The organism is Alteromonas sp. MB-3u-76, assembly GCF_002831605.1.
Taxonomy (GTDB): Bacteria; Pseudomonadota; Gammaproteobacteria; order Enterobacterales; family Alteromonadaceae; genus Alteromonas; species Alteromonas hispanica.
The window spans coordinates 2,186,475-2,209,277 of sequence record NZ_CP025115.1; the positions used below are offsets into that span (position 1 = coordinate 2,186,475).

The window sequence follows — 22,803 nt, forward strand, 5'->3', positions numbered from 1 at the left end:
CTAGAAAAAGTATTTGGCTCGTAGAGTGACGGTTCGTGGAGCAAGATATTGATCGCTGGTAAAGCCCAGACCAAAAGTATCGGTAAAGCGGGTAATAACCGCGTCTTCATCGAATAGATTATGTACATTAAGGTCAATCTTCCAGCTTTTTTGTGGTGTAAAGTAAGTAACATTGAGGTTTGTCATACCATACGAGGGGACATTATCTCTTTGCGATGAGTTAAATGCTCTGGCATAAAATTCACCTCGATAAGTGTATTGCCCAGAAAATTCCCATTCGCCCCCCATGCTGTCCGTAAGGTAGTAGACGAGCCCTACATTAGCCATAAGGTCTGGTATTTTGGGTAGTTCGTTACCCGTTAGATTAATTGCGGTTGCTTCTCGCGCAGCGTTAATCTCTTCACTGCTAGCACCAGCAAGAATAAGACCCACACTTTGGTTTTCGGCCTCTGCACGGTCGATTGCATCACGGCCCTTGATGATTTCAGACTCCATTGCACTTAATGATAAAGTAAGGGACAACGATTCAGTAACCCAAGTATCAGATTCCACCTCAATACCGTAAATCTCCGCTTCAGGTAAGTTAGATGCCCCTGACGCAAATCGGCCGATACCGCTAGATTCAAATAAATAATCTTTGTAATCGTAATAGAAAGCGGCAATATTCAAACGGCTGCGTTTATTGAATAATTCCGCTTTGTTACCCACTTCATACGCTATAACTTCTTCCTGATCGAAGACTTCAGGAAAAAAGCGAGTATCTGCACTACTGTTTGAACCAGCTGGCTTTACTCCTGTGGCAATAGAAACGTAACTCATCATGTCTTGGTTCCACGTATATTCCAGTGCAACCTTTCCGGTAACATTGTCGGTTTCGTTGGCTGGCGTACTGGTGATTGGCGAACGAGTGGGAACACAATTTAAGCTACAACGTTCATCTTCAAATTTATTATTGGTAAAGCGCAAACCAGCGGTAACCGCCAGCTGAGTTGAAAACGGATAGGTAAATTGGCCAAATATGGCGTATGAATTGAAATTGCGATAGTCTGAATTGATAAAATCGATATCGGCGTTGTCTGCAAAAATATTCGGTCCAGTAATGGTTTCATTTACCGGCTCGCCATCTCTGTCTGCATCATAAAAGTTACGGGTATTGCTGAAAATTTCTGTATCTAAAAAGAATGCTCCCACTACCCATTTAAGCCCGTCGGCGTCAGGTGCAGAAGTAAGGTTAATTTCAGCTGTATATGAATGGTCTAATTGAGACAAATTTCCTACAAACTGCGGAATGGGCGCTTCTCCCAATAAATCTAGCTCTCCTACTAATGGTAGTGGCGCAGGGTCGTTAGCGGTAAGTGACGACCGGTCAAAATCAAACTTTCGGCGCATGTGATACCGCTGCTTACTTAAAATCACACTCAACGCACTTCCCGGCAATGTCCAGTCGAAATGAAAACTACTCAACTGCGTATTAAGGCGATAGAACTCGGGTGTATCGTGATAAACAACGCGAGGATCGTCAGAAATGGTATCGAACCCACCTTTAAGGGCTGGACCATTTGTGTCACTGGAAAACACCTGATGTTGAAAAAGCACATTGATATCATCTGACGGCTGCCAACTAATCTGTGCCTTGATAGTTTGGTTATCCACATCATCTAGCTCATAATTTTCAATCGCTTTATTTTCAGTATATCCGTCTCGCTGACGATGTGAGGCGCTAACACGAAACGCAAGTTCATTGTTTACCGGAACATTGACCATTGCCCTTGCTTCCTGCTGAGAATATGCGCCGGCTGCGAAGCTCATAGCCCCAAATAATTCGTCGTGTTGAGGCTTGTGAGACACTAAATTAATAGCACCGCCGGTAGAGCTGTTACCGTAAAGTGTACCGTCTGGCCCTCGCGTCATCTCGATTCTGCTAACATCAGACATGTCCGCGAGAAGTGCATAATCATTAGCCATGAAAACGCCATCGACATGAAATGCAACAGCCTGCTTGGTTCCTGCGTTGTCAGGAATTTCATTGCCGATCCCGCGAATGGAGACAGTAGGCCGATACCCTTGAACACTGGTCATTACTAGCCCCGGCAACTTACCAGACAGATCAAACACGCTGTTCACATTCATTTTTTCTAGATTTTCCCCATTCACTGCGGAGATAGAAGCAGCCACCTGTTGCAGATTCTGAGAAGTTTTTTGCGCTGTTATGACAATTTCTTCAATTTGCCCCAATGTCATAGTGGGCTCAGTGGAGCTCGCTTTCTTTAACGCTTCCTGTGACGTTTCACTTGTCTTTTTTAATGGCTTGGTTTGAATAACATAAGAACCTTTACCATCTTTTATCACCTCCAATTCAGTTCCCGCTAACATAGTTGCAAGCGCTTGTTCTATAGTCACAGAAGCAGAAACCGGTGGAACTTTTACAGAATCACTATCTGCAATGGTAGTTAGAATAACAACCTTGTACTGAGCAGATAAATGACTAATGGCATCTGTCAGCGTTACTGTATTGGTCGACTGAGCATAAACGCAAGATGAGCCAGAACTTAGGGCAACGCCCAACGCTAAGCAAATAGGTGTAAAGCGAGAATGTGTAAACATAGGTTCTTCCATTTTTAAGTAGTTAAAGCATGTGCTACTTACCTAACGTTTGCGAAACCTATATTTTTCACCATTCATTAAAGCTTCATAAAAACTTCACTAAAAAAGTAGGATTTCAGAAGGCGTTTTTTTGATATCGAATTCATATTGCTGTGCCAAACTTTCCAGTACCTGAAAACTCTGCACGGCCGAGAAAGCGACGGTAACACGAAGTGTCCGTAAAGTGGGTGTGGCAATTCGTACCGGCGTTAAGTTGTGGCGATTAATAACCGATACTACGTCTTCTAATGTATGATGAGAAAAGGCAAAACGTTGCTGCTTCCATTGCGCAAAAAAATCAGGCTCAACATACGAAACCTTGCCAATTTTATTGGTAACAAGGTTTACTTTTTGGCCTGGAGTAAGACTTACCTCCTCACGATTATTGGCTACATTAACCTTTCCGTGCCCCACCGTAACGCTGTTTTGATAAGGCCTTTTCTGTACGTCATAGCGCGTACCCAACACCGTAATCTGCGCATCATCAATGTAAGTAACAAAGGGACGCTGGGGGTCGTGTTGAACATCGAACAGCGCGTCCCCCTTGATAAGACGAGTGCTGCGCTGAGCTTCGTCAAACCACACGCTGACCTTGCTGTCGCCCCCCAAAGTAACCGAAGAGTTATCAGCAAGTGTAAAGGTTTGTATTTGCCCTACATCAGTGGTGAGTAGCCGCTCGCCTTGCATGGGAGAAACCGGCTGTAACTGAAAAAAAAGCAGACATGCTATTAGCAATAACGCAGCAGTTGCCATAGTGCTCAATATATATGTACTTTTGCGGCTAGAGCGGGTTGTGTGAGTTGTATATAACGATTCCGAATAACGAGTCATCCGCCACAGTGATTCAGCGTGTCTGTATGTTTCAACATGACATGAAGAGACTTGAAGCCACTGCTTGAATGCCTGGATGTCTTGTTGTGAAGCCTCGCCACTATGAAGAAGAATTAGCCACTTATTGGCTTGCTTTTCAATTTCTGTCATTGCGACGCTTCTTTTCAAAAGTGTGTGGTGGATGGCCATTTTCCCAATTATCTACCGCTTCTTGTAATGCCTTATTCACCAATTCTAGCGTACGACAAATGTTCGATACTGAGTATCCGGTGCGCTTTGATATTTGGTGGTAGGTTTCTCCGTGAATTCGGTTGGCTTTTATAAGTAAACGCTGCTTCTCTGGCAACGCGGCTATTACGTCATCAATCACAGCTAATTTTTCATTTTGTAACGCAATATCTTCGGAAGAATTTGTATTAATGGGCTCCAGTGCGAGGTCAGCGAACACATCATCAATTAAACCATCGTATCGATTTTGTGAGCGATACTGATCAATATAGAGATTTTTTGCCAGCGTATACAAATAGCCTTGAGGGTTCTCGATGTTTTTACTTGCCGCTTGCTGGCGATATTTTATGAAAGCTTGTTGAGTAATGTCTTCTGGATCGGGCGGCCCTTCGCCAAAGTTAGCCCTTAACTTCTGGCACAAAGTTTTCCAATAACTGCGATAAAGCGAAGAGAAAAGAACAGCTTCCACAAAATGTTTTTTCTATTGCGTTGGGTTAGCTAAAACTATAAAACGTCATGATGACAGTTTTGTGGCTACGAACAAAATTATAAAGGTGATATACGCCCCTACGAAGCGTTAATACTGTCCACTTCCCTTTTATGACCCGAGCACCAAGTAGTACGATGGTTACGACAATCATTTTTAGCCTCGGCTTAGTGATAGAAAATATAACCACCCCAAATAAAAAAAGCATGAACTAGGCCCAAGCCAAATCAACAAATCACCTAACATCAAAGGTAGTCGGCAGCTTCAATTAGCAGTATGCCGCTAAAAATTATTCAAACTTTAATATAAATAAAAAAGCCAATCATTTTTGTTTGTAATCATATCGGCCATCGAGTACAAGACTCAATGTAGTACGCGATGAGGAGCGTTGTTGAGAAATTGCCTAATTTGTTCATATATGAAGTAACTGGTAAGAAACAGGCTCCTATTATAGAAACCGTAATACGAGGTCTGGCGCAATAATATAGGACACGCCAGACGAAGTCCGGGTTACACAGAAACCTCGGAGGTTTTATGAAACACAAGGCATCAAAATTAGCGTTATGCCTGGGCATGACAGCGTTACCCCTCGCTTTGCCTGTATCGGCAGAAACTGGTTTGCGACGCAAAACGGTGGCACAACAGGTGGCCAGGGAGGAAGTGTTGTAACCGTTTCTACTGGTACAGGTATGCATGAAGCACTGTGCAATCGAAGCAGTAGCGATGAACCCATTATCATTCAGGTGCAAGGTACCGTAAATCACGGCAATACCAGTAAAGTCTCTGGTGATAGCTGTAATACCGCGGAAGATAAGATTGAAATAAAAGATGTGAGCAATATTACCTTGGTGGGTGTTGGAAGTGGCGCGCTATTCGATGAACTCGGTATTCATATTCGCAATGCATCCAATATTATTATTCAAAATATACACGTAAGAAACGTGAAAAAATCTGGCTCCCCCACGTCAAATGGTGGTGATGCGATCGGCATGGAATCCACGGTGAGAAATGTGTGGGTAGACCACGTTACCCTTGAAGCAAGCGGTGGTGAAAGTGCCGGCTATGACGCCCTGTTTGATATTAAAGCAGATACCAAATAGGTTACCTTGTCGTACAGCATCTTGAAAAACTCTGGGCGCGGAGGACTGGTGGGATCAAGCGATTCTGATGATGAAAATGGTCCGGTCACCTACCATCACAACCTCTATCAGAACATAGATTCGCGTACGCCCTTGCTGCGTCACGCCACAGCCCATGCGTACAACAATCACTATGTAAGCCTTAATGAATCGGGAATGAACCCACGAATTGGTGGTAAAATCAGAGCTGAAAATAACTACTTTGAAGATTCAAAGGATGTACTCGGAACATTTTATACCAACGACATGGGTTATTGGCAGGTAAGTGGCAACATCTTTGACAACATAACTTGGACGTCATCTGGCAATAAAAACTATCCTGCGGGCCCCAATCCATCATCTACCACATCCATTAGCATTCCTTATAGCTATAGCTTAGATAACGCTAGCTGTGTGCCTTCAATCATAGCTGCAACGGCAGGGGCTAATAAAGGGCTTGCTGTGTCTGATGGTGATTGTTCAACAACTACTCCGCCAGACAATGGTGGCGGTAACGGCGGTGGCGGCAACGGCGACGGCTCGGGAACTGGAACGAATTTGGCGCTATCTGCAGCTGCTGATGGCAGCAGTAAAGCCAGTGGAACAAGCTATGGAAACGTTATAGATGGTGACACCAGTTCCTATTGGTCTCCAAATGGGTCAACTGGCACCATCAATGTGAAAAACCTGAATGCCACGGTAAATGCAGTGCGTATTGTATCTGCATCGGGTTACGAAAATGCGATCACCAATTGGGCACTGGTCAATTATGATACCGGCGTCACCTTAGCGACAGGAGGGGCTGTGCCCAACGTTATTTCGTTTAGCGATACAACAGTGAACAAAATCAGTTTTGTTATACAGTCGTCTTCTACTCAGCCCCGTGTAGCCGAGTTTGAAGTTTACAATGGTTATAGCTCAGGTGGCGGTAGAAGCGGCGGTAGCGGCAATAATGGCACAGTGAATGGTAGGTATTGGATAAGTCCGGTACACAGTGATAAAGCGGTAGATGTGAATGGCTGTGGCACCGCAAACCTCACCAACATTCAGCAGTACGCATGGCTAGATAACGATTGTCAGAAGTTCGCAATCTCGCAAGTAGATGGGATCTGGCACCGTATCTCACCATTGAATGCCCCTACTAAATCGTTAGATATCAATACGTCAATATCTGGTAATGGAGCCACAGTGATCCTCTATGATTATTGGGGCGGTGATAATCAATTGTTCCGGTTCCAATCTGCGGGTACTGGCAAGTGGCGTATCATTCCGAAGTGGAGTGAGTTGTGTTTAGATGTGAGTGGCAACGCAACGGCAGATGGTACAGATATTGTGCAGTGGACTTGTACTGCTGGCGCTCAAAACCAAATGTTTGAGTTGATCAGTCAATAGTAGCACTCTTAGACCTCATCAACTGATGAGGTCTGTTTTTTCACTGTGTGAAATTATCATACTTTGCGTATGTCTTTCTTTTCTCCCTCTCTTTTTTTGTATTTCCTTTCTTCTGTATCCTTAGACTTCAACTCATATTCAACTGTGTAAGAACCTTTCGGAAAATTTGTATGCTCAGAAATCGCAACTTTTTGAAAAAGAGGAAGTGCGTCAACTGTATTTCCTATGTGTTTATTCTTGAAAATAAATCGTGAATCATATCGCCATACCCCCAAATTATGGTCCCAATGGCAATAACGATAACAGGTATGTATTTTGTCGCCAGAACCGCAGTGTCGATAATGTCAGCTTGCGCTTTTCTGTAATCAGTATCATTCCTCCACATATTATGTATAAAGCTTTGGGGCGATAACCAGTTCGCTTTGATGTTTTCCATCCTAGAACTAACAGAGATTTCGACCAATATACCCAAGATTGTGACTAAAGAACCGGAGCGCTGAAACCAATATTTAACGGTATCTGCTTTAATTTGAAATAATATGCCAAAGTAGCCTTCAGTGAGTATAAGCGCACTCAGTAATGTGAGTATCCATACAGTCAAGGGAATAGTTTCTATCGCGGATGGGAACGTCAATTTCTCTTTGCCATTCCCAGCTGGCCGTTCAAGCACAGTTTTTTTGAATAGCTTTGACCACTTGAACGCCATTGTTCGATCTCCTATCAGGCCAATTAGGCCGATTTACGTTCTTGCCAACACTCTACTGGAGCACTGGCCGCGCAATTATTACAAACAACATGTTCTTCGCTTTCGCCAGTACCCCAAGCAGATTTCAGATTTTCGACGCTCAGGACAGACTTTCCACAAAAAGGGCATGACGCATACTTGCCAGTTTCAATTTTAGTGATGGCCATTTTACAGTTGTATTTTTCTTCAAAAGCTTGCTGTGTCTGGGGCATCGTGTTTCCTTTATGAACTAATAGGAGACTTTGAGCTGTTAGATTCAGGTTCTTTCTGTTCATTTGGCGCTGTCTTTTTTCTCCAAAATTTACAAAACGATTTCAGCACTTCAAGTGATTGAGGCAATAGCCTGTCGTGGCAATGATGCATAAAAGAATCGATATTGAGTTTTCCTTGCGCCTCGCCCAACTCCTCACTATTAAATTTAGGAGCTCTATCTTCCGAAAATTCACCTGAATCAATCCTCGGTAGTCGGCGATGTTTGCTGATATTTACTAATTTAGTAAGCTGTTTGTATTCATTCATTGCATCTAGCTTATTGATTGCACCAATCACGTCGGTGGCACCGCACACTGTAAGCTTCTTTTTGACTGAGCCCCAAGTGACACGCCCTTCTCTATCAAGGTCACCAAGAATTAAGTTCAAAATATAGGGAACTGAATCTATGACAGCATGAAGGCATCTAAAAAAAGCGAATGCATTAGCCTCAAAAATGTCTCGATGAAACTGTGGCTCCTCGTTACCTCCTTCCGGCACTTCTCCTCGCATAGCCATCTGGTGTAAGGAGGCTGCCGATTTGAATTGTTCATAATGGAATGACAGGTAGCGTTGATGGCGGACTATGCTTTGAAAAGCAATATCTAGAAAAGCCTTATCCTCTGGATCACAGGAATCACCTAAACATCCAATTAACTCATCCCTTGTTAAAGACTGGCCCATACTTATTTCCCATTAGCTCGATTAACGCATTTCTGCGTGATTAACGATGTGATTTTCAGGTAATTCGTCATCAACAGGTGACACATCACTAATTAATTCATCACGCAGCGACTCAAGTTCATTTTTTGCACCAGTGTAAAACGCGTTTACCAACGCTTTTTCTTCATCATTTAAAGCGTGAACAAGCTTTGCTTTTTGTTCTTGGCCTAAGTCGATTAAGCGCTTATCGATATACATGAATGTGTTCATTGCTGCCTCGTATTTCCTCTACTTATAAATTGATTTATTTAGATAAAATTGCGCGTTCCTCATGCTGATGGCATAAGTACACTTTTTGCGGGACATAATCACTAATTCCGCTTACAGTAACATTGCTAACTCTAGTGCAGCGCGTCCCTTTCTTTGTTAGTGATTGACACCGATTTAAATCATTATTATTCGCAGAATAAAAAGCAAGCAGGTGAGACTTTGATACATTGTGCTTTTTTGCTAATGCCAACGCTGGATCATGAATGAACAGTAGAGCTTCTTTTTCTTTGAAGTTGAAGACTCCAATTCCTCTAACCCCCACCTGTAACATTAAAGGCTCTGAAATGGAATCGACCTCGACAGTCATATCAAGACCAAACTCTTCACTTGATAGGTTAACAAGCTTGTTTAGCTTTAGAATATCTTTGTCTTCCATCATATTTCCCATTATCTATTTTTCAGCATCATTTGGCTGATCTGTTCGTTAGTAAGACCTGAAGCCATCTGAAGTAGCAGTGCGATTCTGGCCGCAGAATAGCTCTTAGCTTCTTGGCTCATTGAGTAGCTATAGCTTGTTGTGCAAAAACCACCTTCTTTTTCATTGAAGACCGCACGAACACCGGCATTGTTGTAACCTGACAAGCTGAATTCAGTCGCTCTATCAATGTCTTTCGATTCGATTGATGCCGTATTTGCCACGTTCCTGTTTCCCATTTAAATTATTTAACTTAACTGCATTCTAGCACGCCTTTAATGTGCTGCAAGTTATTTCGTATCCAATCTTTATCAATTGCACCCCATGACTTAAATGCGTAGCTGGCGTTCTTAGTCCCGCCCCGACTCTCAATAACGATATCTAGGTCAGCAAGCGCCTTTAATGTGTCCTGAAGCGTTCTGCGGTGCATTTCAGTAGCATCAAGTAACGCTGGTACAGTATTGGTGCCAGAGTCAATCAGATACGCTACATAAAGCCTTCTGTAGTAGCTTGTTTTTGTTTTGCTATAGCTAGTCATTTTTCGGCGGTCTTCCCCGTTTCTTGGGTTTGGGCATCATCTTTTGAGCCACCTTTCTAATATGGTTGAAATCTACATCCGTATAGTCACGCTGCGCCTCTTCAGTCTTATGGTGGAGCAGTGTTTGAATTATACGTGATGTGTCAGGGTTGTTTTTCTTCTCTAATAATCTTTGTGCGAACCGAGCAAAGCTATGACGGCCAGCGTGACTACTTGATTTAAGATAACCATAATCCTTGTAAAGCTTGGTCAGTAAATTTTGAACAGCAGTAGCAACCTTGTATTCCTTGCCTTTCGAGACTTTTCTAGTGAGCGAAAACGGTTGCCACATACCTCGCCAGTTACTTAGAAATACATGCGACTCAGGATCTAAGCCCCTATATTCAACTGAGCCAATTTTAGCCAGCCCAATTCGATGCTTAACTCTCGCATCGAACCATTTTTCTAAATACTCTCTGTATTCACGCACATTGGGGATATGGGCTATGGCTGGATAATTACCCTTCGTTCCCTCTTTTCTCAAGCGTGTGACGTACATTAAGGAGCCGTCAGGGTATAGGGCTTCTTTTACTTTCCACTGGCTCACTTCAACAGCTCTGAAGCAACTAAAATAGGTAGTTAGCAACATGCACTGGTTGCGCAATCCAATCAGCGGATCAACACCCTCGTTATCGACACGCTCAACCATATCCAGAAACTCATCTGGCGTAAGGGTTTCTGGCTGTTTAACTGTTCGCAAAGAAGGAGGATTCCAGCGCCATTTAAAATCAATATTTTCGTCAGACATATTCATATAGGAAACCATGTTTCCAACATAGTAGTATAAAAAAATATCGCCCGTCTACAGGTCGCTAAGAATAAAGGGTAATAGGAAACTTGCAGAGAGTATGATTCATATTATTCAGTAGACACTTTATTACTCTCCCACAATAGTTCATCTTTACCCAACCTTCTTAGACTTCTGTATAGCTCTTTTATTGATAATTTTCAGCTTGATACGTTAACTCTATTTTTTTGCACTCTTAATAAATATCAGGGTGAATTTTTTTTCGTATTATATTTAAAGAGACATAACAAAGGGTTTAGAGACCATGAACGAATTATTATTATCTGCTGACGAGAAAGAGCTTCGAGATCTTCATAAAGCCGTTGGAGCAGGAAATCATCTTGTCTGCCGAATCGAGAATCACAGCCCAGACTATAAGACCAAAACGTGGACCTACTTTTTTCACATCACGTCAAGCGATGGCAAAGTGTACTACTGGCCTGAGACATTCAAAGACTACCAATCAGCGCGAGTATTTAATGATATTAAGACAGCGTTTGGTGACAGTGCATCTATCGACCATTCAGCTAATGAAGGCTTAAAGTCTTTTTTTGAGCCTGCACGTTCGAATGTCATCGCGTTCAATTTTGCCGCACGCGCCTAACGATTGTATTGAATGCAGTAAAGCTGCTTTTCTTGGACATACCTATGCAAAAGGCACCTTTCGATGAAGGTGCCTTTTTTTGTTTGCCCAGCGAAGCTGGCAAACCCGTCAGGTTGAAAGAAACCTGAATCACCCTGACTGAGGGGAAGATAATCCGAATGGCAAGGGCGTTGTTGGCCAACGGCAGGGTCTGAAGGAAGCCATAGGAAGTTAGAGGTACACAACGCAAGTGAACCTGATTCGGCAAGACAGGAGGGTAAGCGTGCAAAATAGCGCGAAGCCCGATACTCAGTCAGTCCTGTTTTGTGTTTGAGGGTGGAATTTCTAACAGGGAGCCAGTGCAGTAACTGGGGAAGCCTGGCATTAGATCCAATCAAATGGTTGGACGTATCGTTCAAGGAGTGATCCAAGAATGTTGCGAGTGTGAGGTGGCAGATGAACCCGTAGTAGTGAGTAAGGCTAGGCCGATGAAAGCCAGTAATGGTGTGGAGGGTAAAACCAAGCCGACTATCAGCATTGTGTTTGATAGGATCTATTTTAGCCAAAAGCTTAAATGGATTGCGAAGGGGGGAAGCAGACTTTAAGACTCTGATGAGTTGTGAGTTTTTTTATCATTGATACACAAGCCGCCTGATCAGCGGGACAAGTCGAATCGGTGCGCTAGGAATAGTGATGTCTGGTGAGACAGGCCGTATATGGGAAGTAATTGTAGTCAAATTTGGTAGATTGCCTCAGTGCTAGAACGCCAAACCCTGCAATGAAAGTTACCACAATGTTAGAAAATGAACGATGTCCATAGGGCGCACGATACTAGATTGCAAATTAGCATTGTGTCACTTAGCAAGTGATATGAAGTATGCAGGAGCCGTATACGAGGCCCGTACGTACGGTTCTGTGAGAGGGATGAGGCGCAAGCCTCACCCTACTCGATACAACCCTATTCCTATGATCTTATTCTTCACAATAAGGTTTACTTTTCAATAACTGGTTCGCTCGCCGTGCTTCCAACCGGGTTACTAGACCAGGCCGTTACCACCGCTTTGACTAGCGTAGCAAGGGGGATAGCAAAAAACACGCCCCAGAAGCCCCACAACCCGCCAAATACCAATACCGCGATAATAATGTAGAGCGGATGAAGGCTCACCGCCTCTGAGAACAATAACGGCACTAATAGGTTACCGTCTAACCCCTGAATAATACCGTACGCTATCATCAAGTACCAAAACTCTGGGCTAATCCCCCATTGAAACATGGCTACAATAGCGATGGGGATTGTGACTACGGCTGCGCCAATGTAGGGAATAAGCACTGACAACCCCACTAACACGCCAAGTAAAATAGCATAGCGTAAATCCATCAGCACGAAGGTAACGCAGCTCACCACACCGACAATCAAAATCTCTATAACTTTGCCACGTATGTAATTAGCTATTTGCGAATTCATCTCGTGGCCAACCTGAGTGATTAACCGTCTCTCCTTGGGAAGAATTCTAGAAATGCTATCGAGAAAAAACATCTTATCTTTCAGCATAAAAAATATCATAAGCGGAACCAGCACCATATAAACCAGCAGTGCCGCAATATTGGCTATATTGCTAAAGGAAATGGAGATTAACGTTTCCCCTACTTCCACGAGCCTATCGTTAAGCCCCTCCATCATTTGATGAATTTGGTACACCTGAACATAATCTGGATATTTGTCAGGGAGCGTTAAGATCCACTCTTGTGCTTTTTGCCAAATCAGTGGCGTTTCTTGAATAAGATTAACACTTTGTTTCGAAATAATAGGAACAAGGCCAATGAGAGTAAATATGGTAACCGTAATAAACCCAAGGAGGACAACACCGCACGCTATGCCTCTTCCCACCCCCAAACGAATTAATCGGGTTACGGGCCAGTCAAGAAGGTAGGCAATAACAGCTGCCACTAAAACGGGCATAATTAATTCGCCCCATAGCAACAAAACTGCGGTACTGAGCAAAATGAGTATCAGCAGCATAGCTGCATCAGGATCGGAAAACTTGCGTCGGTACCATCGCCCAAAAACGCTGATCATAACAACATCCAGAAAATACAAAGAATAGGACACGCATCATAGTTTATCGGGTGGCGTATTAGCAATATTAACTAGACAAGATTCTTTGAAAATCAAACTGGTATGACTTTGATTGCGTATAACTAACGTTAAGCAAGGCGGTGGGTTAAAGTTTAACCTCCTTGTTAACAATAATTTCGTCGAAGTGGTATTACATTGTTGGTTGATGCACAATGGTTTCATAGTGAGGCCCTAAGTAAGTAGCCACAAAATAAAAATTTAATTGAAACTGTTTAACGACTTACCGCTCTAAGAAACAGTTATTAACGTTTGTTGTAGGTTCATGAGAAAACAATTATCTGCATTCTTTGTTCTTTTATCTTGCGCGCTTATTGGCAGCCTTTCTGCCATTGCTCAAGATATGAGCTATAGTAATAAGAATACCCTTCCAGAAATTGGCGTTGTTGCGTCAGACGCTATTTCACTTGATAAAGAAATGCTCATTGGCGACGCTGTCATGCGTCAAATGCGGGGGCAAAGCCCGATTATTTCCGATCCAGTTTTGGATGAATATTTACAAGATTTGGGCAACCGTTTAGTCGTTCATGCAGATAATGCGAAATTCCCCTTCAAATTTTTCTGGGTTAATAATGATGCTATTAACGCGTTTGCCTTTTTCGGCGGTCACATTGGCGTGCATACAGGGTTGATGCGCCGAGCGGAAAATGAAAGTGAGCTAGCTTCAGTGTTGGCGCACGAAGTCTCACACGTCACGCTGCGCCACATAGCAAGAAGAATGCAGGCGCAAAAGCGCTCTTCTCCGCTTGCACTGGCGTCATTGATTGGCGGGATACTTATTGCAATGGCAAACCCCCAAGCGGGTATGGCCGCCATGCAAGCAGGCTCAGCAGCATCGGCACAGTTACAGATCGACTACACGCGCTCTAATGAGCAAGAGGCCGACCGAATTGGCATTGCTATGTTGGCCAGAGCCGGGTTCGACCCCAAGGGCGCAGCCAGCTTTTTCTCAACTATGGCGGAAGAGTACCGCATGGTTTCACGTCCTCCTGCAAGATTGTTAACTCACCCATTAACCGAAACCCGTATTGCTGATGCGCGTAGCAGAGCTAACGACTATCCAAGACGCTACCTGCCAATCAATAAACAATTTGAGCTAGCGAAGGCACGCATAAAATCTCGTTATTCTTTTGAAAAAGACTATGCCCTGGAATATTATCAGGCAGCGGTAGAACAGCAGGCTCAACGCAGTCGAGAAGCGTCGCTTTATGGGCTTGCTTTAGCGTACATGCGAAATGAAGAGAACCGCAAAGCGCAAGAAATTTTACGTACATTAATGGAGAAAGACCCAACTAATCTATTTTATTTAGATGCTGCAACAGATATTCATATTGCCCTAGGTCAGCCGTTAAAAGCGGTAGAAATGCTTAAACCACACGTTACGCATAACCCACGAAATCAGGTGTTAGCGTTAAACCAAGCTAACGCTCTCATCAGCGCGCAGAAATATGACGACGCTATTGAGCTATTGAAAGACTTCTTACTAGTGAAAAAGGATTATCAAGTTGCCTATCAACTGATGAGTGAGGCTTATCAAAAAGCGAAGCAGTTTTCTCAAATGCATCAGAGCAAAGCTGAAGTTTATGCGCTTTACGGAGCCTATAACAGAGCGGTTGATGAACTTCAGTATGCTTACAATTTTGCCGCCGATAATCATTTGCAAAAACAACGTATTCGAGCGCGAATCAAGCAATTTCGCGATCAAGAAGACAGGCTAGAGCGACTTTAGGCTCAGTAAAACACTAATTAGCGTCTAATGGAAAGCCATACCATTGGCCTAAATTAAATAGCTAGGATGCGTTGCGAGCATTTTTCAGCGAAATGATGCGTTCACGCAGCTGGGTCTCGGTTACCTCGCCCATCAAGGTATCGCTAAGCTTACCGTCTGGACCAATAATGAACGTTGCCGGTAAATACGGCGGTTTTTTCATTGGCAGATAAGTGGCATCCGATGCAAAAATAATAGGCACGTTAATATCAAATTTATTCGCCATTTCTTTTAGCTCAACACGAGTTTTTCGGTCGTAATTGATAGCGAAAATTAACGTGTCGTCGGGAAGTTGCGTATTGAACCTGTTTAGCTCAGGCATTTCTCGTAAGCATGGCGCACACCAAGGGGCAAAATAATTAATGACTGTCCACTTCCCCGCTAAGTCTTGCCAGCGGTACTCTTGGCCGCTTGTTGTAACAAAATCGTAGCTTGGTTCTTTTGAAGGTTTCAAATCGCCTCGTTGAGACTGATATGTGAATATGCCTCCACTTAGCGCGGCTATTGCTATAAGAAAAAAGATAATTGCTTTGACTACTGAATTCACACTGTCCTCACCAACTTTAATAAGTTAACACCGGTCTGAACTCCAAATCCGTGTGCTTTTTTAAATCATGTACTCTAGATTCATGCGCTCTGAAACCTATTACCTTAAAAACTTGTACTTATTACCATGGCAAAGCGCTTTCTAACTAACCTATTACATAGTTAAAGCTAGTTACAACATTTTTGAGATAAACATTGAAGGGCGTGCTGATCTTTGTTGTACGAGTGTTGAGCTAAATGGAAGCATTTTAATCGCGAAACAGTCCTGTAGGCCCAGTGGGCTAAGTCAAAGGGGCTAAGTCAAAAGGGCTAAGTCAAAGGGCCTAAATAAAAAAGCGGCGACAAAGGGTAAAATGCTCACAGGCCGCTGCAAAAATGTACAACAAAGTTCAACACGCCCTAATATAGCTTGAAATCATTGATTAAAAACGCAATAGTCTGCGCAAAATAGTAGACTGAGAGCACTCAAAATATGACTGATGTGACTATATTACATAACCCTCGCTGCTCTAAAAGCAGGCAAACCTTGGCTTTACTAGAAGAAAAAGGGGTGTCACCAACAATTATTGAATATTTAAAGACGCCTTTGTCTGAGGAAGAACTAAAAGCAGTGTTTAAAAAACTTAACATTGAATCGGTTCGCCAAATGATGCGTATAAAGGAGCAGGAATATAAAGAAGCGCATCTTGCAGACCCTTCAATAGAGGAAAAACGTTTGTTCAACGCAATGGCAGAAACACCAAAACTCATTGAGCGACCTATTGTCATTTGTGGTGACAAAGCGCGTATTGGTCGTCCTCCAGAAAATGTGTTGGATATATTATCGTGAACCCAGTTCTTGTACTCTACTACAGCAATCATGGCAGCACTCGGCGACTAGCAGATGCTATTGCCCAGGGTGTTACATCAGAAAATGTACCCGTTATTGTTCGCACCGTTCCTGGTTTGAAAGTTGAGAAGCAAGAGGACAGCGAAGTAAAGTCGTTGACTACCCGAGACAGCGAACTTGACGTTCCACTCGTTACAATTAACGAATTGGAATCATGCAGCGCATTGGCATTAGGGAGCCCTACTCGCTTTGGCAACATGGCGGCGCCTATGAAATACTTTTTAGACTCTACGAGCAGCTTATGGCTGAAAGGATCTTTGATAGATAAGCCTGCCTGTGTATTTACCTCATCATCCTCAATGCACGGCGGTCAAGAATCGACTTTGCTTTCTATGATGATCCCGCTTCTTCACCACGGTATGATGTTTTGCGGTCTTCCTTACAGCGAGCCAGAGCTACACACTACCACCACTGGCGGTAGTCCCTATGGCGTCACTCATGTGGCTCATGAAACCAACAGTAACAAAACTCAATTGAGTGACGATGAAAAAACACTTTGCATAGCACAGGGTAAGCGTCTTGCCTCTTTTGCAAAGAAACTTCAAATACAACCAGGTTCGGAGAGTTAGAATGGCCTCAGACACGCGCTTTTTCCGCTACTTAGCGCTTATAAGTCATACGTTATTAATTGTTTGGCTAACATTATGGCAGTTCACATTCACTAAGGTACACACCTATTCCCCCGTATTTATAGTGTTAATTTATTTATTACCGCTTTTACTGCCCTACAGAGGAGTATTAAAAGGAAAGCCTTACACCCATGCTTGGGCTAACTTTGTGGTTTTATTTTATTTAATCCATGCATGCACCGTAGTTTATGCAGTTCCGGCTGAAAGATGGTACGGCGTAGTTGAACTGATACTTTGCACTACCATGTTTATTGGCTGTAGTGCATTTGCGAGAAAACGTGGGCGCGAGCTTGGTTTGGGAATAAAGAAACTTAAAGAAGAAATGGAAGAAGAAAAAGCCTACTTCGAGCAAAACAAATAGTAATATCGTTGAGCAAAGATACTTACCCACTCAGCGAGACTTAAAATGCTAGTAAGTGCGGCGTGTCAGCGCAGGAAAAAGGGGTTATACAATACCCAACTCTCGTTTTACCATAGCTACCGAGAGCCGTTTTTGCTCCTGTAGCGAACGTGTATCTAACCTACCAAGCAGTGTCATTAGGCTTTTTAAGTCTCTTTCGCTGTGGTGCAGTAAGAAGTTTAGGGCTTGGTTGGATAATTGAAGGCCTCGTTCTTTTGCACGCAAACGCAACGCTACTTCTCTGCCGGTGTCGTCAAGTGCATTGATGTGGTAAATAACCCCCCATGCTAAACGAGAACGCAAATCGGGTAATGAAAATGCAGGGTTAGATGGGCCGAGTTGGCTAGCACAAAGCACCAGTGCATTTTGGGTTTCTACCACTCGGTTCAATAGGTCAAACAGCGCTTCTTCCCACTCAGCATTTCCAGCAATAGCGTGAATATTATCAAGCGCAATAAGCGAGAGGTTCTCAAGCCCCTCAAAAATGTCGTGAGACCAAGCTTTATAATCATTGAGATTCAAATACAGGTGGCTAACCTGCTTAGATGCTAAATGGTGGCATGCTGCGAACAATAAGTGACTTTTCCCTGCACTCCCGCTTCCTAATAACGTGACTAAAGGCATTTTAAGAGAGACGAGTTGACCTAACGAATCGGACGTGCGCCATGTTGGCAACGCGCAAACGATATCTTCTAGTAAGGTCACTATCTCTTCATTCCCATGCCTAACGAAACTATCAAAGTTTTCGTCTACGGGTAACGTTACAGGCAGTGGTAATTGCATAAATGACTAATTGTTCCAGTAAAAGTTAAACCCTTGAACAGGTTGCCCATAGGCATCGGTAACGGGGTTCAGTTTAGCTTCTAATCCAACGGAATTCATTAAGTCATCACTCGTGCCAATTAATGTAACCGAAAACGTCGCCACTGTGCCTGATTGCTTTATTAGCGCCGCATTTTCAATAACGCTTAGTGACATTAAGTAGCGTTTCAAACTGGCATAACTTGAAAGTGAGCCAACGTTAGCAACAGAAATTTCAAGTATTTCACGGTCTGCTTCGTTAACACCAATCACGGCGTATTGTGATGAGAGATAATTGGCATATGCATCGACCAAAGCATTTCCTAGCGCCGCTGGAGTGTCATCGTAAATACTGCCATAGCTGACACTGTCATTACTAATAAACACCCAGTCAAGGCCAAAGTCACCTGCTTCAGCACGCTTTGCATATTCCTCAAATTCATCCATGGTGAAAGGTTTTACACTGGATGGCGCAGTTTGCTCTGTTTGTTGCCCCGTCATCGCTCCGTTAGGCACCGCTTCAACACTATCGACGTTGCCGTTATCAAATTGGCTCTGTACTAACTCGTCTATACTCGAAAAATCGTCTTCATCGGATAATTCATAAGTTTCTTCGTTCTCTGTGCTTGCAGGCACTTCAGGCTCGCGGGGGAAATCTGGCACCGAGGTGGCGTCGTTTTTATAAACGCGAGCGGCAATAATATTGTCAACTTGGTATCGCTCGGACGCGTTTCGGACAGGCTCCACAAAGCGCCCCCAAATGTCGTAGGTAGAAATGTTGACGCTGTCGGTTAAATCCATGAGCGGCAAACTTAATGGCAAACCTCGTTTCTTAGCTGTGGTGTTTATAGCCTCAGAAATAGGATGGTTCAGCGCTTCATCAATAATAACTTTGTTTTCTTTTTCGTCTTGTATCGCCAGCCAAATCAAAGTTTCGGGCCTTCTATCTCCCCAGAGCGGCAACATTTCTCGCTGCAATATTTCAGCAATTTTTGACGAATCGAATTCCGCAACATAATAAGTTTCGTCACCGTTGTAGGAATAGCGATACGAACGAAGCAAGGCCTCTGGTGAAGCGAGTGCAGCTCTTACACCTGCATTACTTAACGTTTCAGACGAGCCCGACATTTTAAGAAATACTTCACGTAGCGCTTTTTTTGCTGCGCTTTTCTGCGTGCGAGAACTCTGGTCATCAACAAGAACTTTTGCTTCGTTTACCACAATTCTTTCAATTGCATTTGTAGCAAAGGCAGTGGCGCACATCACAAATAACATAAGCGCTTTTAGCATCAAAGCACCTTGATGCGAATATTCTCGTATTGAAACCACATGTCTTGAAGCCACATATGTTGAAGCCGCATCTTTTGAAGACGCTTCTTTTGACAACAATAAAGAACGCAAATCATCCACTCTCACTACACTAACTCCCACTCTACCTGATCCGTGTTCACTGTAATTCCCTAAACTGAAAAATTGTACGCGCCACTGCACTAGCCTTATTCAAGCTGGACAATGGAAAAGCAAAATCAAAACTCCATTCTCTTTTATATTTGCGCTTATTTCATCCTTAAACCGAGAAAAATTAAATTAAGTGCCGATTTAATCTCAATTTTTCTGTATTTCATTAAGCTTTCTGGCCTCAGCACTTGTTGAAGTTTGCTGTAATAATGTACAGCCAACGTGCATCAATGATTAGCACGCCCCGTATTCATTTTGTACTGTTAAAAAGCCATCTCGAAAACAAATCAAAACTTTACGAAAATAGAAAATCTTTCATCAAGCCGTAGAGAATTATCAAACAGTATCACGCCTTATTGGAAAAAAGCCCACAAAATCGCCGCTACAAATTGGACTTGCGCCGAGTTGCTGGTAGAATCCGCGGTTTTCTACCTCTTAGTTCCAGGGCCCAACCGTGAGCGAAAATAAAACCTCTTTAAGCTACAAAGACGCAGGCGTAGATATTGACGCAGGAAATCAACTTGTAGAGCGCATTAAGTCAGTAACAAAGAAAACACACCGACCTGAAGTTAAAGGTAACTTAGGTGGTTTCGGCGCGCTGTGTGAATTACCGTCGAAATACAAAAAACCACTTTTAGTTTCTGGAACTGACGGTGTAGGTACCAAGCTCCGCGTTGCCATGGATGCTAATCGACATGACGGCGTAGGTATTGACCTTGTGGCTATGTGTGTGAACGACCTCATCGTGCAAGGTGCTGAGCCTTTATTCTTCCTCGATTATTATGCCACGGGTAAGCTAGATGTTGACGTTGCAACATCGGTAGTGACTGGTATTGGTGCAGGCTGTGAACTTGCTGGCTGCGCATTAATAGGTGGTGAAACCGCCGAAATGCCAGGCATGTATCATGGAGGTGACTATGACATCGCTGGTTTCTGCGTCGGTGTTGTAGAGGCAGAAGACGTAATCGACGGTACCAATGTTAAACCTGGACAAAAGCTTATTGCTCTTGGCTCATCAGGACCTCACTCAAACGGTTACTCTCTTGTGCGTAAAATTATTGAAGTGAGCAACGCCGACGTTAACGCAGATTTAAACGGCAAGCCCATCATAGAGCACCTGCTGGAGCCAACGCGCATTTATGTTAAGTCGGTTCTCGCTTTACTTGACGAAGTTAAAGTAAGCGCCATTTCACATATCACTGGCGGTGGCTTTTGGGAAAATATTCCTCGTGTGCTGCCAGATGACGCGAAGGTTATTATTGATGAAACCACATGGCATTGGCCCGAGATTTTCTCTTGGTTACAGTCTAACGGCAACGTAACTCGTCATGAAATGTATCGTACGTTTAACTGTGGCGTTGGCCTTGTGATCGTGGTTGACGAAGATGACGTTCAGCGCTCCCTAGACATTTTGTCGGCGCAAGGCGAAAACGCATGGTTGATTGGTAGCATCGAAGCAAAAGAAGGCAACGATGAACAAGTAGAGATCAACGAGTGAGCAACGCTGTGACAAAACTTTGTGTCCTGATCTCAGGCAACGGAAGTAACCTACAAGCAATAATAGATGAAATTAGTTCCGGTCGTCTTAACGCCGTAGTTAGCGGCGTTATTAGTAACCGTCCCAACGCTTACGGTCTGGAGCGCGCAAAAAATGCGGGCATAAACGCGGTCTGTCTAGACCATACACAATTTGAAGACAGAGAGTCTTACGACAGCGCGCTGAAGGAGCAAATAAATGCCTTTGGCGCCGATTGTGTTGTTCTTGCTGGTTTTATGCGCATCCTAACACCCGAGTTTGTCGATGAGTTTGCTGGTAAATTAGTGAACATTCATCCATCTTTGTTGCCCAAGTACAAAGGTTTACATACTCACCAACGGGCAATCGATAACGGTGATACAGAGCACGGCGTTAGTGTTCACTTTGTTACGCCCGAGCTTGATGGAGGCCCTGTTATCATTCAAAGTAGAGTTCCTGTGTTTGAAGATGATAGTGCTGACGATTTAGCTGAGCGAGTACAAGAACAAGAAAGGCGCATTTATCCTCTTGTTCTTCGCTGGTTCAGCGCTGGCAGGTTATCGATGAGAGACAATAAGGCTATCTTAGATGAGCAAGAGCTACCAGAAACAGGCTATGCAAACGATTAAACCGTTTAAAGTAGCAGCAAGGGCGTTTATTTTCGTTGTTTTTTCGGCTCTGTCAGCGAATGCGTTCGCTGACAGCGTTGTAAAATCTGATGCTGATACTGATGCAAAGGCAGCGCTGAATCTAGACCCCTACAAAGCCACCTACACAGCCTACAAATGGGGAGACGATGTGGGTGAGGCTTCAATTGAGCTGTTACAACTTACTGATGATAAGTATTCCCTGCTTTACACTTCGAAAGTATCCAAATTCTTTTTATCCGACAAACGCACTGAGCACTCTATTTTTTCCATTCAAGATGGTGAGGTGATAGCCTCAGAGTATTCTTATAGTCGTTCTGGTACAGGCCCGGATAAGTCTTTAGAAGTCACTTTTACCCAAAAAAATGATGGGCAAATATCCGTAGATAACGGTGAAAAATACCCTTGGGATGGCGAGTTTGATAATCAGATTTATCGCCTAGATTTAGCGAAAAAGCTGGCTAATGGTGAAACCTCTGTTACTTATGATTTTGTGAACTATCGAGGGCAACGCAGACAGTATGGCGTTGAAGTGGTTGCAAACGAAACTCTTTCACTACCCTATGGAAAAATCGCTGCGGTAAAAGTGAAGCTCATCCGCGAATCTAAAAAGCGCGAGACCTTTGCATGGTTTGCACCAGAATTGAATTACGCATTAGTAAGATTACAACAATTTAAAGAAGGCGACGAACAAGGTGACATTAAGCTCAACGCTTTCACATTGTTATAAATACTCTGCGTACTTCTACAAAAAACGCTGCTTGTTATTTTAGCGCCGCCTATTGTCAGGCGGTGTTTAATAGGTCGTAAGAGCCTATTTTTATTTTACAGCCCTCTCCTTTTTTGGCTGTCCATTCTTATTAACTACTTTTCCCACCAACCACTATACTGTTAAAAACAGTGTATGAAAGCCCATTATTAACATCGTGATTAATAGATTATTCATGTAAAAATCTTGATCTTTGGG

At 43.3% G+C, this 22,803-nt stretch carries 25 protein-coding genes and 1 pseudogene; 10 read left to right on the forward strand and 16 right to left on the reverse strand.

What is annotated here, in order from left to right:
* The 3 genes from CW735_RS09790 to CW735_RS09800 all read right to left on the reverse strand — a co-directional run bounded on the left by CW735_RS09790 (position 1) and on the right by CW735_RS09800 (position 4,171).
* On the reverse strand, positions 1–2,604 hold the full coding sequence (locus CW735_RS09790; protein ID WP_198520966.1) for a TonB-dependent receptor domain-containing protein: 2,604 nt from the start codon (positions 2,602–2,604) through the stop codon (positions 1–3).
* Positions 2,605–2,703: 99 nt separating this feature from the next.
* Complete coding sequence (locus tag CW735_RS09795; RefSeq protein WP_020743578.1) at positions 2,704–3,624, reverse strand: FecR family protein; 921 nt, start codon at positions 3,622–3,624, stop codon at positions 2,704–2,706.
* Positions 3,611–4,171 (reverse strand): RNA polymerase sigma factor, encoded by a 561-nt coding sequence (locus CW735_RS09800; RefSeq protein WP_020743577.1) that lies wholly within the window; start codon positions 4,169–4,171, stop codon positions 3,611–3,613. The genes CW735_RS09795 and CW735_RS09800 overlap by 14 nt, the downstream gene beginning before the upstream one ends.
* A 635-nt stretch (positions 4,172–4,806) precedes the next feature.
* On the opposite strand from CW735_RS09800, the pseudogene CW735_RS09805 reads away from it, so the two are divergent.
* A pseudogene (locus CW735_RS09805) lies at positions 4,807–6,699 on the forward strand (pectate lyase family protein); the annotation flags it as partial.
* 223 nt (positions 6,700–6,922) lie between these two features.
* On the opposite strand, the gene CW735_RS09810 reads toward CW735_RS09805, so the two are convergent.
* The 8 genes from CW735_RS09810 to CW735_RS09845 are packed head-to-tail and all read right to left on the reverse strand — an operon-like array spanning position 6,923 to position 10,432.
* Positions 6,923–7,405, reverse strand: a complete 483-nt coding sequence (locus CW735_RS09810) for a hypothetical protein (protein ID WP_100971897.1) — start codon at positions 7,403–7,405, stop codon at positions 6,923–6,925.
* Positions 7,406–7,428: 23 nt separating this feature from the next.
* On the reverse strand, positions 7,429–7,656 hold the full coding sequence (locus tag CW735_RS09815) for a hypothetical protein (RefSeq protein ID WP_198520967.1): 228 nt from the start codon (positions 7,654–7,656) through the stop codon (positions 7,429–7,431).
* A 10-nt stretch (positions 7,657–7,666) separates the two neighbouring features.
* Positions 7,667–8,377, reverse strand: coding sequence for a hypothetical protein (locus tag CW735_RS09820; RefSeq protein ID WP_100971899.1), 711 nt, complete (start codon positions 8,375–8,377; stop codon positions 7,667–7,669).
* Positions 8,378–8,398: 21 nt separating this feature from the next.
* Complete coding sequence (locus CW735_RS09825) at positions 8,399–8,626, reverse strand: hypothetical protein (protein WP_100971901.1); 228 nt, start codon at positions 8,624–8,626, stop codon at positions 8,399–8,401.
* A 34-nt stretch (positions 8,627–8,660) separates the two neighbouring features.
* Positions 8,661–9,062, reverse strand: a complete 402-nt coding sequence (locus CW735_RS09830) for a hypothetical protein (RefSeq protein ID WP_157812675.1) — start codon at positions 9,060–9,062, stop codon at positions 8,661–8,663.
* A gap of 11 nt (positions 9,063–9,073) precedes the next feature.
* Complete coding sequence (locus CW735_RS09835; RefSeq protein WP_157812676.1) at positions 9,074–9,325, reverse strand: hypothetical protein; 252 nt, start codon at positions 9,323–9,325, stop codon at positions 9,074–9,076.
* 29 nt (positions 9,326–9,354) lie between these two features.
* Positions 9,355–9,639, reverse strand: a complete 285-nt coding sequence (locus CW735_RS09840; RefSeq protein WP_100971906.1) for a helix-turn-helix domain-containing protein — start codon at positions 9,637–9,639, stop codon at positions 9,355–9,357.
* Positions 9,632–10,432, reverse strand: coding sequence for a tyrosine-type recombinase/integrase (locus CW735_RS09845; protein ID WP_157812677.1), 801 nt, complete (start codon positions 10,430–10,432; stop codon positions 9,632–9,634). The genes CW735_RS09840 and CW735_RS09845 overlap by 8 nt, the downstream gene beginning before the upstream one ends.
* A 298-nt stretch (positions 10,433–10,730) precedes the next feature.
* Between CW735_RS09845 and CW735_RS09850 the strand changes: the two genes are divergently transcribed.
* Complete coding sequence (locus CW735_RS09850) at positions 10,731–11,069, forward strand: hypothetical protein (RefSeq protein WP_100971910.1); 339 nt, start codon at positions 10,731–10,733, stop codon at positions 11,067–11,069.
* Here the strand turns inward: CW735_RS09850 and CW735_RS09855 are convergent.
* The gene (locus tag CW735_RS09855; protein ID WP_157812678.1) at positions 11,066–11,446 is read right to left on the reverse strand and encodes a hypothetical protein; all 381 of its coding nucleotides are present in this window, start codon (positions 11,444–11,446) and stop codon (positions 11,066–11,068) included. The genes CW735_RS09850 and CW735_RS09855 overlap by 4 nt on opposite strands.
* Between CW735_RS09855 and CW735_RS09860 the strand changes: the two genes are divergently transcribed.
* Positions 11,447–11,653 carry a hypothetical protein gene (locus CW735_RS09860; protein WP_015068459.1) on the forward strand — a complete coding sequence of 69 codons (207 nt, stop codon included), beginning with the start codon at positions 11,447–11,449 and terminating at the stop codon, positions 11,651–11,653.
* Between the two features lie 386 nt (positions 11,654–12,039).
* Here CW735_RS09860 and CW735_RS09865 read toward each other — a convergent pair whose 3' ends face one another.
* Positions 12,040–13,125, reverse strand: a complete 1,086-nt coding sequence (locus tag CW735_RS09865) for an AI-2E family transporter (RefSeq protein WP_071979030.1) — start codon at positions 13,123–13,125, stop codon at positions 12,040–12,042.
* Between the two features lie 322 nt (positions 13,126–13,447).
* Between CW735_RS09865 and CW735_RS09870 the strand changes: the two genes are divergently transcribed.
* Entirely contained in the window at positions 13,448–14,911 is a 1,464-nt protein-coding gene (locus tag CW735_RS09870; RefSeq protein WP_071979031.1) for a M48 family metalloprotease, read from the forward strand.
* Positions 14,912–14,972: 61 nt separating this feature from the next.
* Here CW735_RS09870 and CW735_RS09875 read toward each other — a convergent pair whose 3' ends face one another.
* Positions 14,973–15,497, reverse strand: coding sequence for a TlpA family protein disulfide reductase (locus CW735_RS09875; protein ID WP_071979032.1), 525 nt, complete (start codon positions 15,495–15,497; stop codon positions 14,973–14,975).
* Positions 15,498–15,968: 471 nt separating this feature from the next.
* Here CW735_RS09875 and arsC point away from each other — a divergent pair, with 471 nt between their 5' ends.
* The 3 genes from arsC to CW735_RS09890 are packed head-to-tail and all read left to right on the forward strand — an operon-like array spanning position 15,969 to position 17,375.
* Complete coding sequence (gene arsC / locus CW735_RS09880; RefSeq protein WP_071979033.1) at positions 15,969–16,325, forward strand: arsenate reductase (glutaredoxin); 357 nt, start codon at positions 15,969–15,971, stop codon at positions 16,323–16,325.
* The gene (gene wrbA, locus CW735_RS09885) at positions 16,322–16,954 is read left to right on the forward strand and encodes an NAD(P)H:quinone oxidoreductase (protein WP_071979034.1); all 633 of its coding nucleotides are present in this window, start codon (positions 16,322–16,324) and stop codon (positions 16,952–16,954) included. Before arsC ends, wrbA begins: the two co-directional genes overlap by 4 nt.
* A 1-nt stretch (position 16,955) precedes the next feature.
* Positions 16,956–17,375 (forward strand): DUF2069 domain-containing protein, encoded by a 420-nt coding sequence (locus CW735_RS09890; protein ID WP_071979035.1) that lies wholly within the window; start codon positions 16,956–16,958, stop codon positions 17,373–17,375.
* Between the two features lie 84 nt (positions 17,376–17,459).
* Here CW735_RS09890 and hda read toward each other — a convergent pair whose 3' ends face one another.
* Together hda and CW735_RS09900 are read right to left on the reverse strand one after the other, a co-directional pair.
* Positions 17,460–18,197 (reverse strand): DnaA regulatory inactivator Hda, encoded by a 738-nt coding sequence (hda, locus tag CW735_RS09895; RefSeq protein ID WP_100971914.1) that lies wholly within the window; start codon positions 18,195–18,197, stop codon positions 17,460–17,462.
* A gap of 6 nt (positions 18,198–18,203) precedes the next feature.
* On the reverse strand, positions 18,204–19,631 hold the full coding sequence (locus CW735_RS09900; protein ID WP_071979037.1) for a DUF2066 domain-containing protein: 1,428 nt from the start codon (positions 19,629–19,631) through the stop codon (positions 18,204–18,206).
* A gap of 496 nt (positions 19,632–20,127) precedes the next feature.
* Between CW735_RS09900 and purM the strand changes: the two genes are divergently transcribed.
* Genes purM through CW735_RS09915 form a run of 3 tightly spaced genes read left to right on the forward strand, consistent with a single transcriptional unit; the run spans position 20,128 to position 22,566 of the window.
* Positions 20,128–21,171, forward strand: a complete 1,044-nt coding sequence (gene purM, locus CW735_RS09905) for a phosphoribosylformylglycinamidine cyclo-ligase (RefSeq protein WP_071979038.1) — start codon at positions 20,128–20,130, stop codon at positions 21,169–21,171.
* The gene (purN, locus tag CW735_RS09910) at positions 21,168–21,818 is read left to right on the forward strand and encodes a phosphoribosylglycinamide formyltransferase (RefSeq protein ID WP_071979039.1); all 651 of its coding nucleotides are present in this window, start codon (positions 21,168–21,170) and stop codon (positions 21,816–21,818) included. Before purM ends, purN begins: the two co-directional genes overlap by 4 nt.
* Entirely contained in the window at positions 21,805–22,566 is a 762-nt protein-coding gene (locus CW735_RS09915; RefSeq protein WP_071979040.1) for a DUF3108 domain-containing protein, read from the forward strand. The genes purN and CW735_RS09915 overlap by 14 nt, the downstream gene beginning before the upstream one ends.
* Positions 22,567–22,803: the final 237 nt, after the last annotated feature.

Coding starts and splice junctions, on each gene's coding strand:
- hda (WP_100971914.1), bottom strand. CDS start 18,197: ATGCAATTACCACTGCCTGTAACGTTACCCGTAGACGAAAACTTTGAT.
- CW735_RS09890 (WP_071979035.1), top strand. CDS start 16,956: ATGGCCTCAGACACGCGCTTTTTCCGCTACTTAGCGCTTATAAGTCAT.
- CW735_RS09820 (WP_100971899.1), bottom strand. CDS start 8,377: ATGGGCCAGTCTTTAACAAGGGATGAGTTAATTGGATGTTTAGGTGAT.
- CW735_RS09825 (WP_100971901.1), bottom strand. CDS start 8,626: ATGAACACATTCATGTATATCGATAAGCGCTTAATCGACTTAGGCCAA.
- CW735_RS09795 (WP_020743578.1), bottom strand. CDS start 3,624: ATGACAGAAATTGAAAAGCAAGCCAATAAGTGGCTAATTCTTCTTCAT.
- CW735_RS09790 (WP_198520966.1), bottom strand. CDS start 2,604: ATGTTTACACATTCTCGCTTTACACCTATTTGCTTAGCGTTGGGCGTT.
- CW735_RS09815 (WP_198520967.1), bottom strand. CDS start 7,656: ATGCCCCAGACACAGCAAGCTTTTGAAGAAAAATACAACTGTAAAATG.
- CW735_RS09860 (WP_015068459.1), top strand. CDS start 11,447: ATGGTTGGACGTATCGTTCAAGGAGTGATCCAAGAATGTTGCGAGTGT.
- CW735_RS09850 (WP_100971910.1), top strand. CDS start 10,731: ATGAACGAATTATTATTATCTGCTGACGAGAAAGAGCTTCGAGATCTT.
- CW735_RS09865 (WP_071979030.1), bottom strand. CDS start 13,125: ATGATCAGCGTTTTTGGGCGATGGTACCGACGCAAGTTTTCCGATCCT.
- CW735_RS09810 (WP_100971897.1), bottom strand. CDS start 7,405: ATGGCGTTCAAGTGGTCAAAGCTATTCAAAAAAACTGTGCTTGAACGG.
- CW735_RS09845 (WP_157812677.1), bottom strand. CDS start 10,432: ATGAATATGTCTGACGAAAATATTGATTTTAAATGGCGCTGGAATCCT.
- CW735_RS09870 (WP_071979031.1), top strand. CDS start 13,448: ATGAGAAAACAATTATCTGCATTCTTTGTTCTTTTATCTTGCGCGCTT.
- arsC (WP_071979033.1), top strand. CDS start 15,969: ATGACTGATGTGACTATATTACATAACCCTCGCTGCTCTAAAAGCAGG.
- CW735_RS09840 (WP_100971906.1), bottom strand. CDS start 9,639: ATGACTAGCTATAGCAAAACAAAAACAAGCTACTACAGAAGGCTTTAT.
- CW735_RS09830 (WP_157812675.1), bottom strand. CDS start 9,062: ATGGAAGACAAAGATATTCTAAAGCTAAACAAGCTTGTTAACCTATCA.
- CW735_RS09915 (WP_071979040.1), top strand. CDS start 21,805: ATGCAAACGATTAAACCGTTTAAAGTAGCAGCAAGGGCGTTTATTTTC.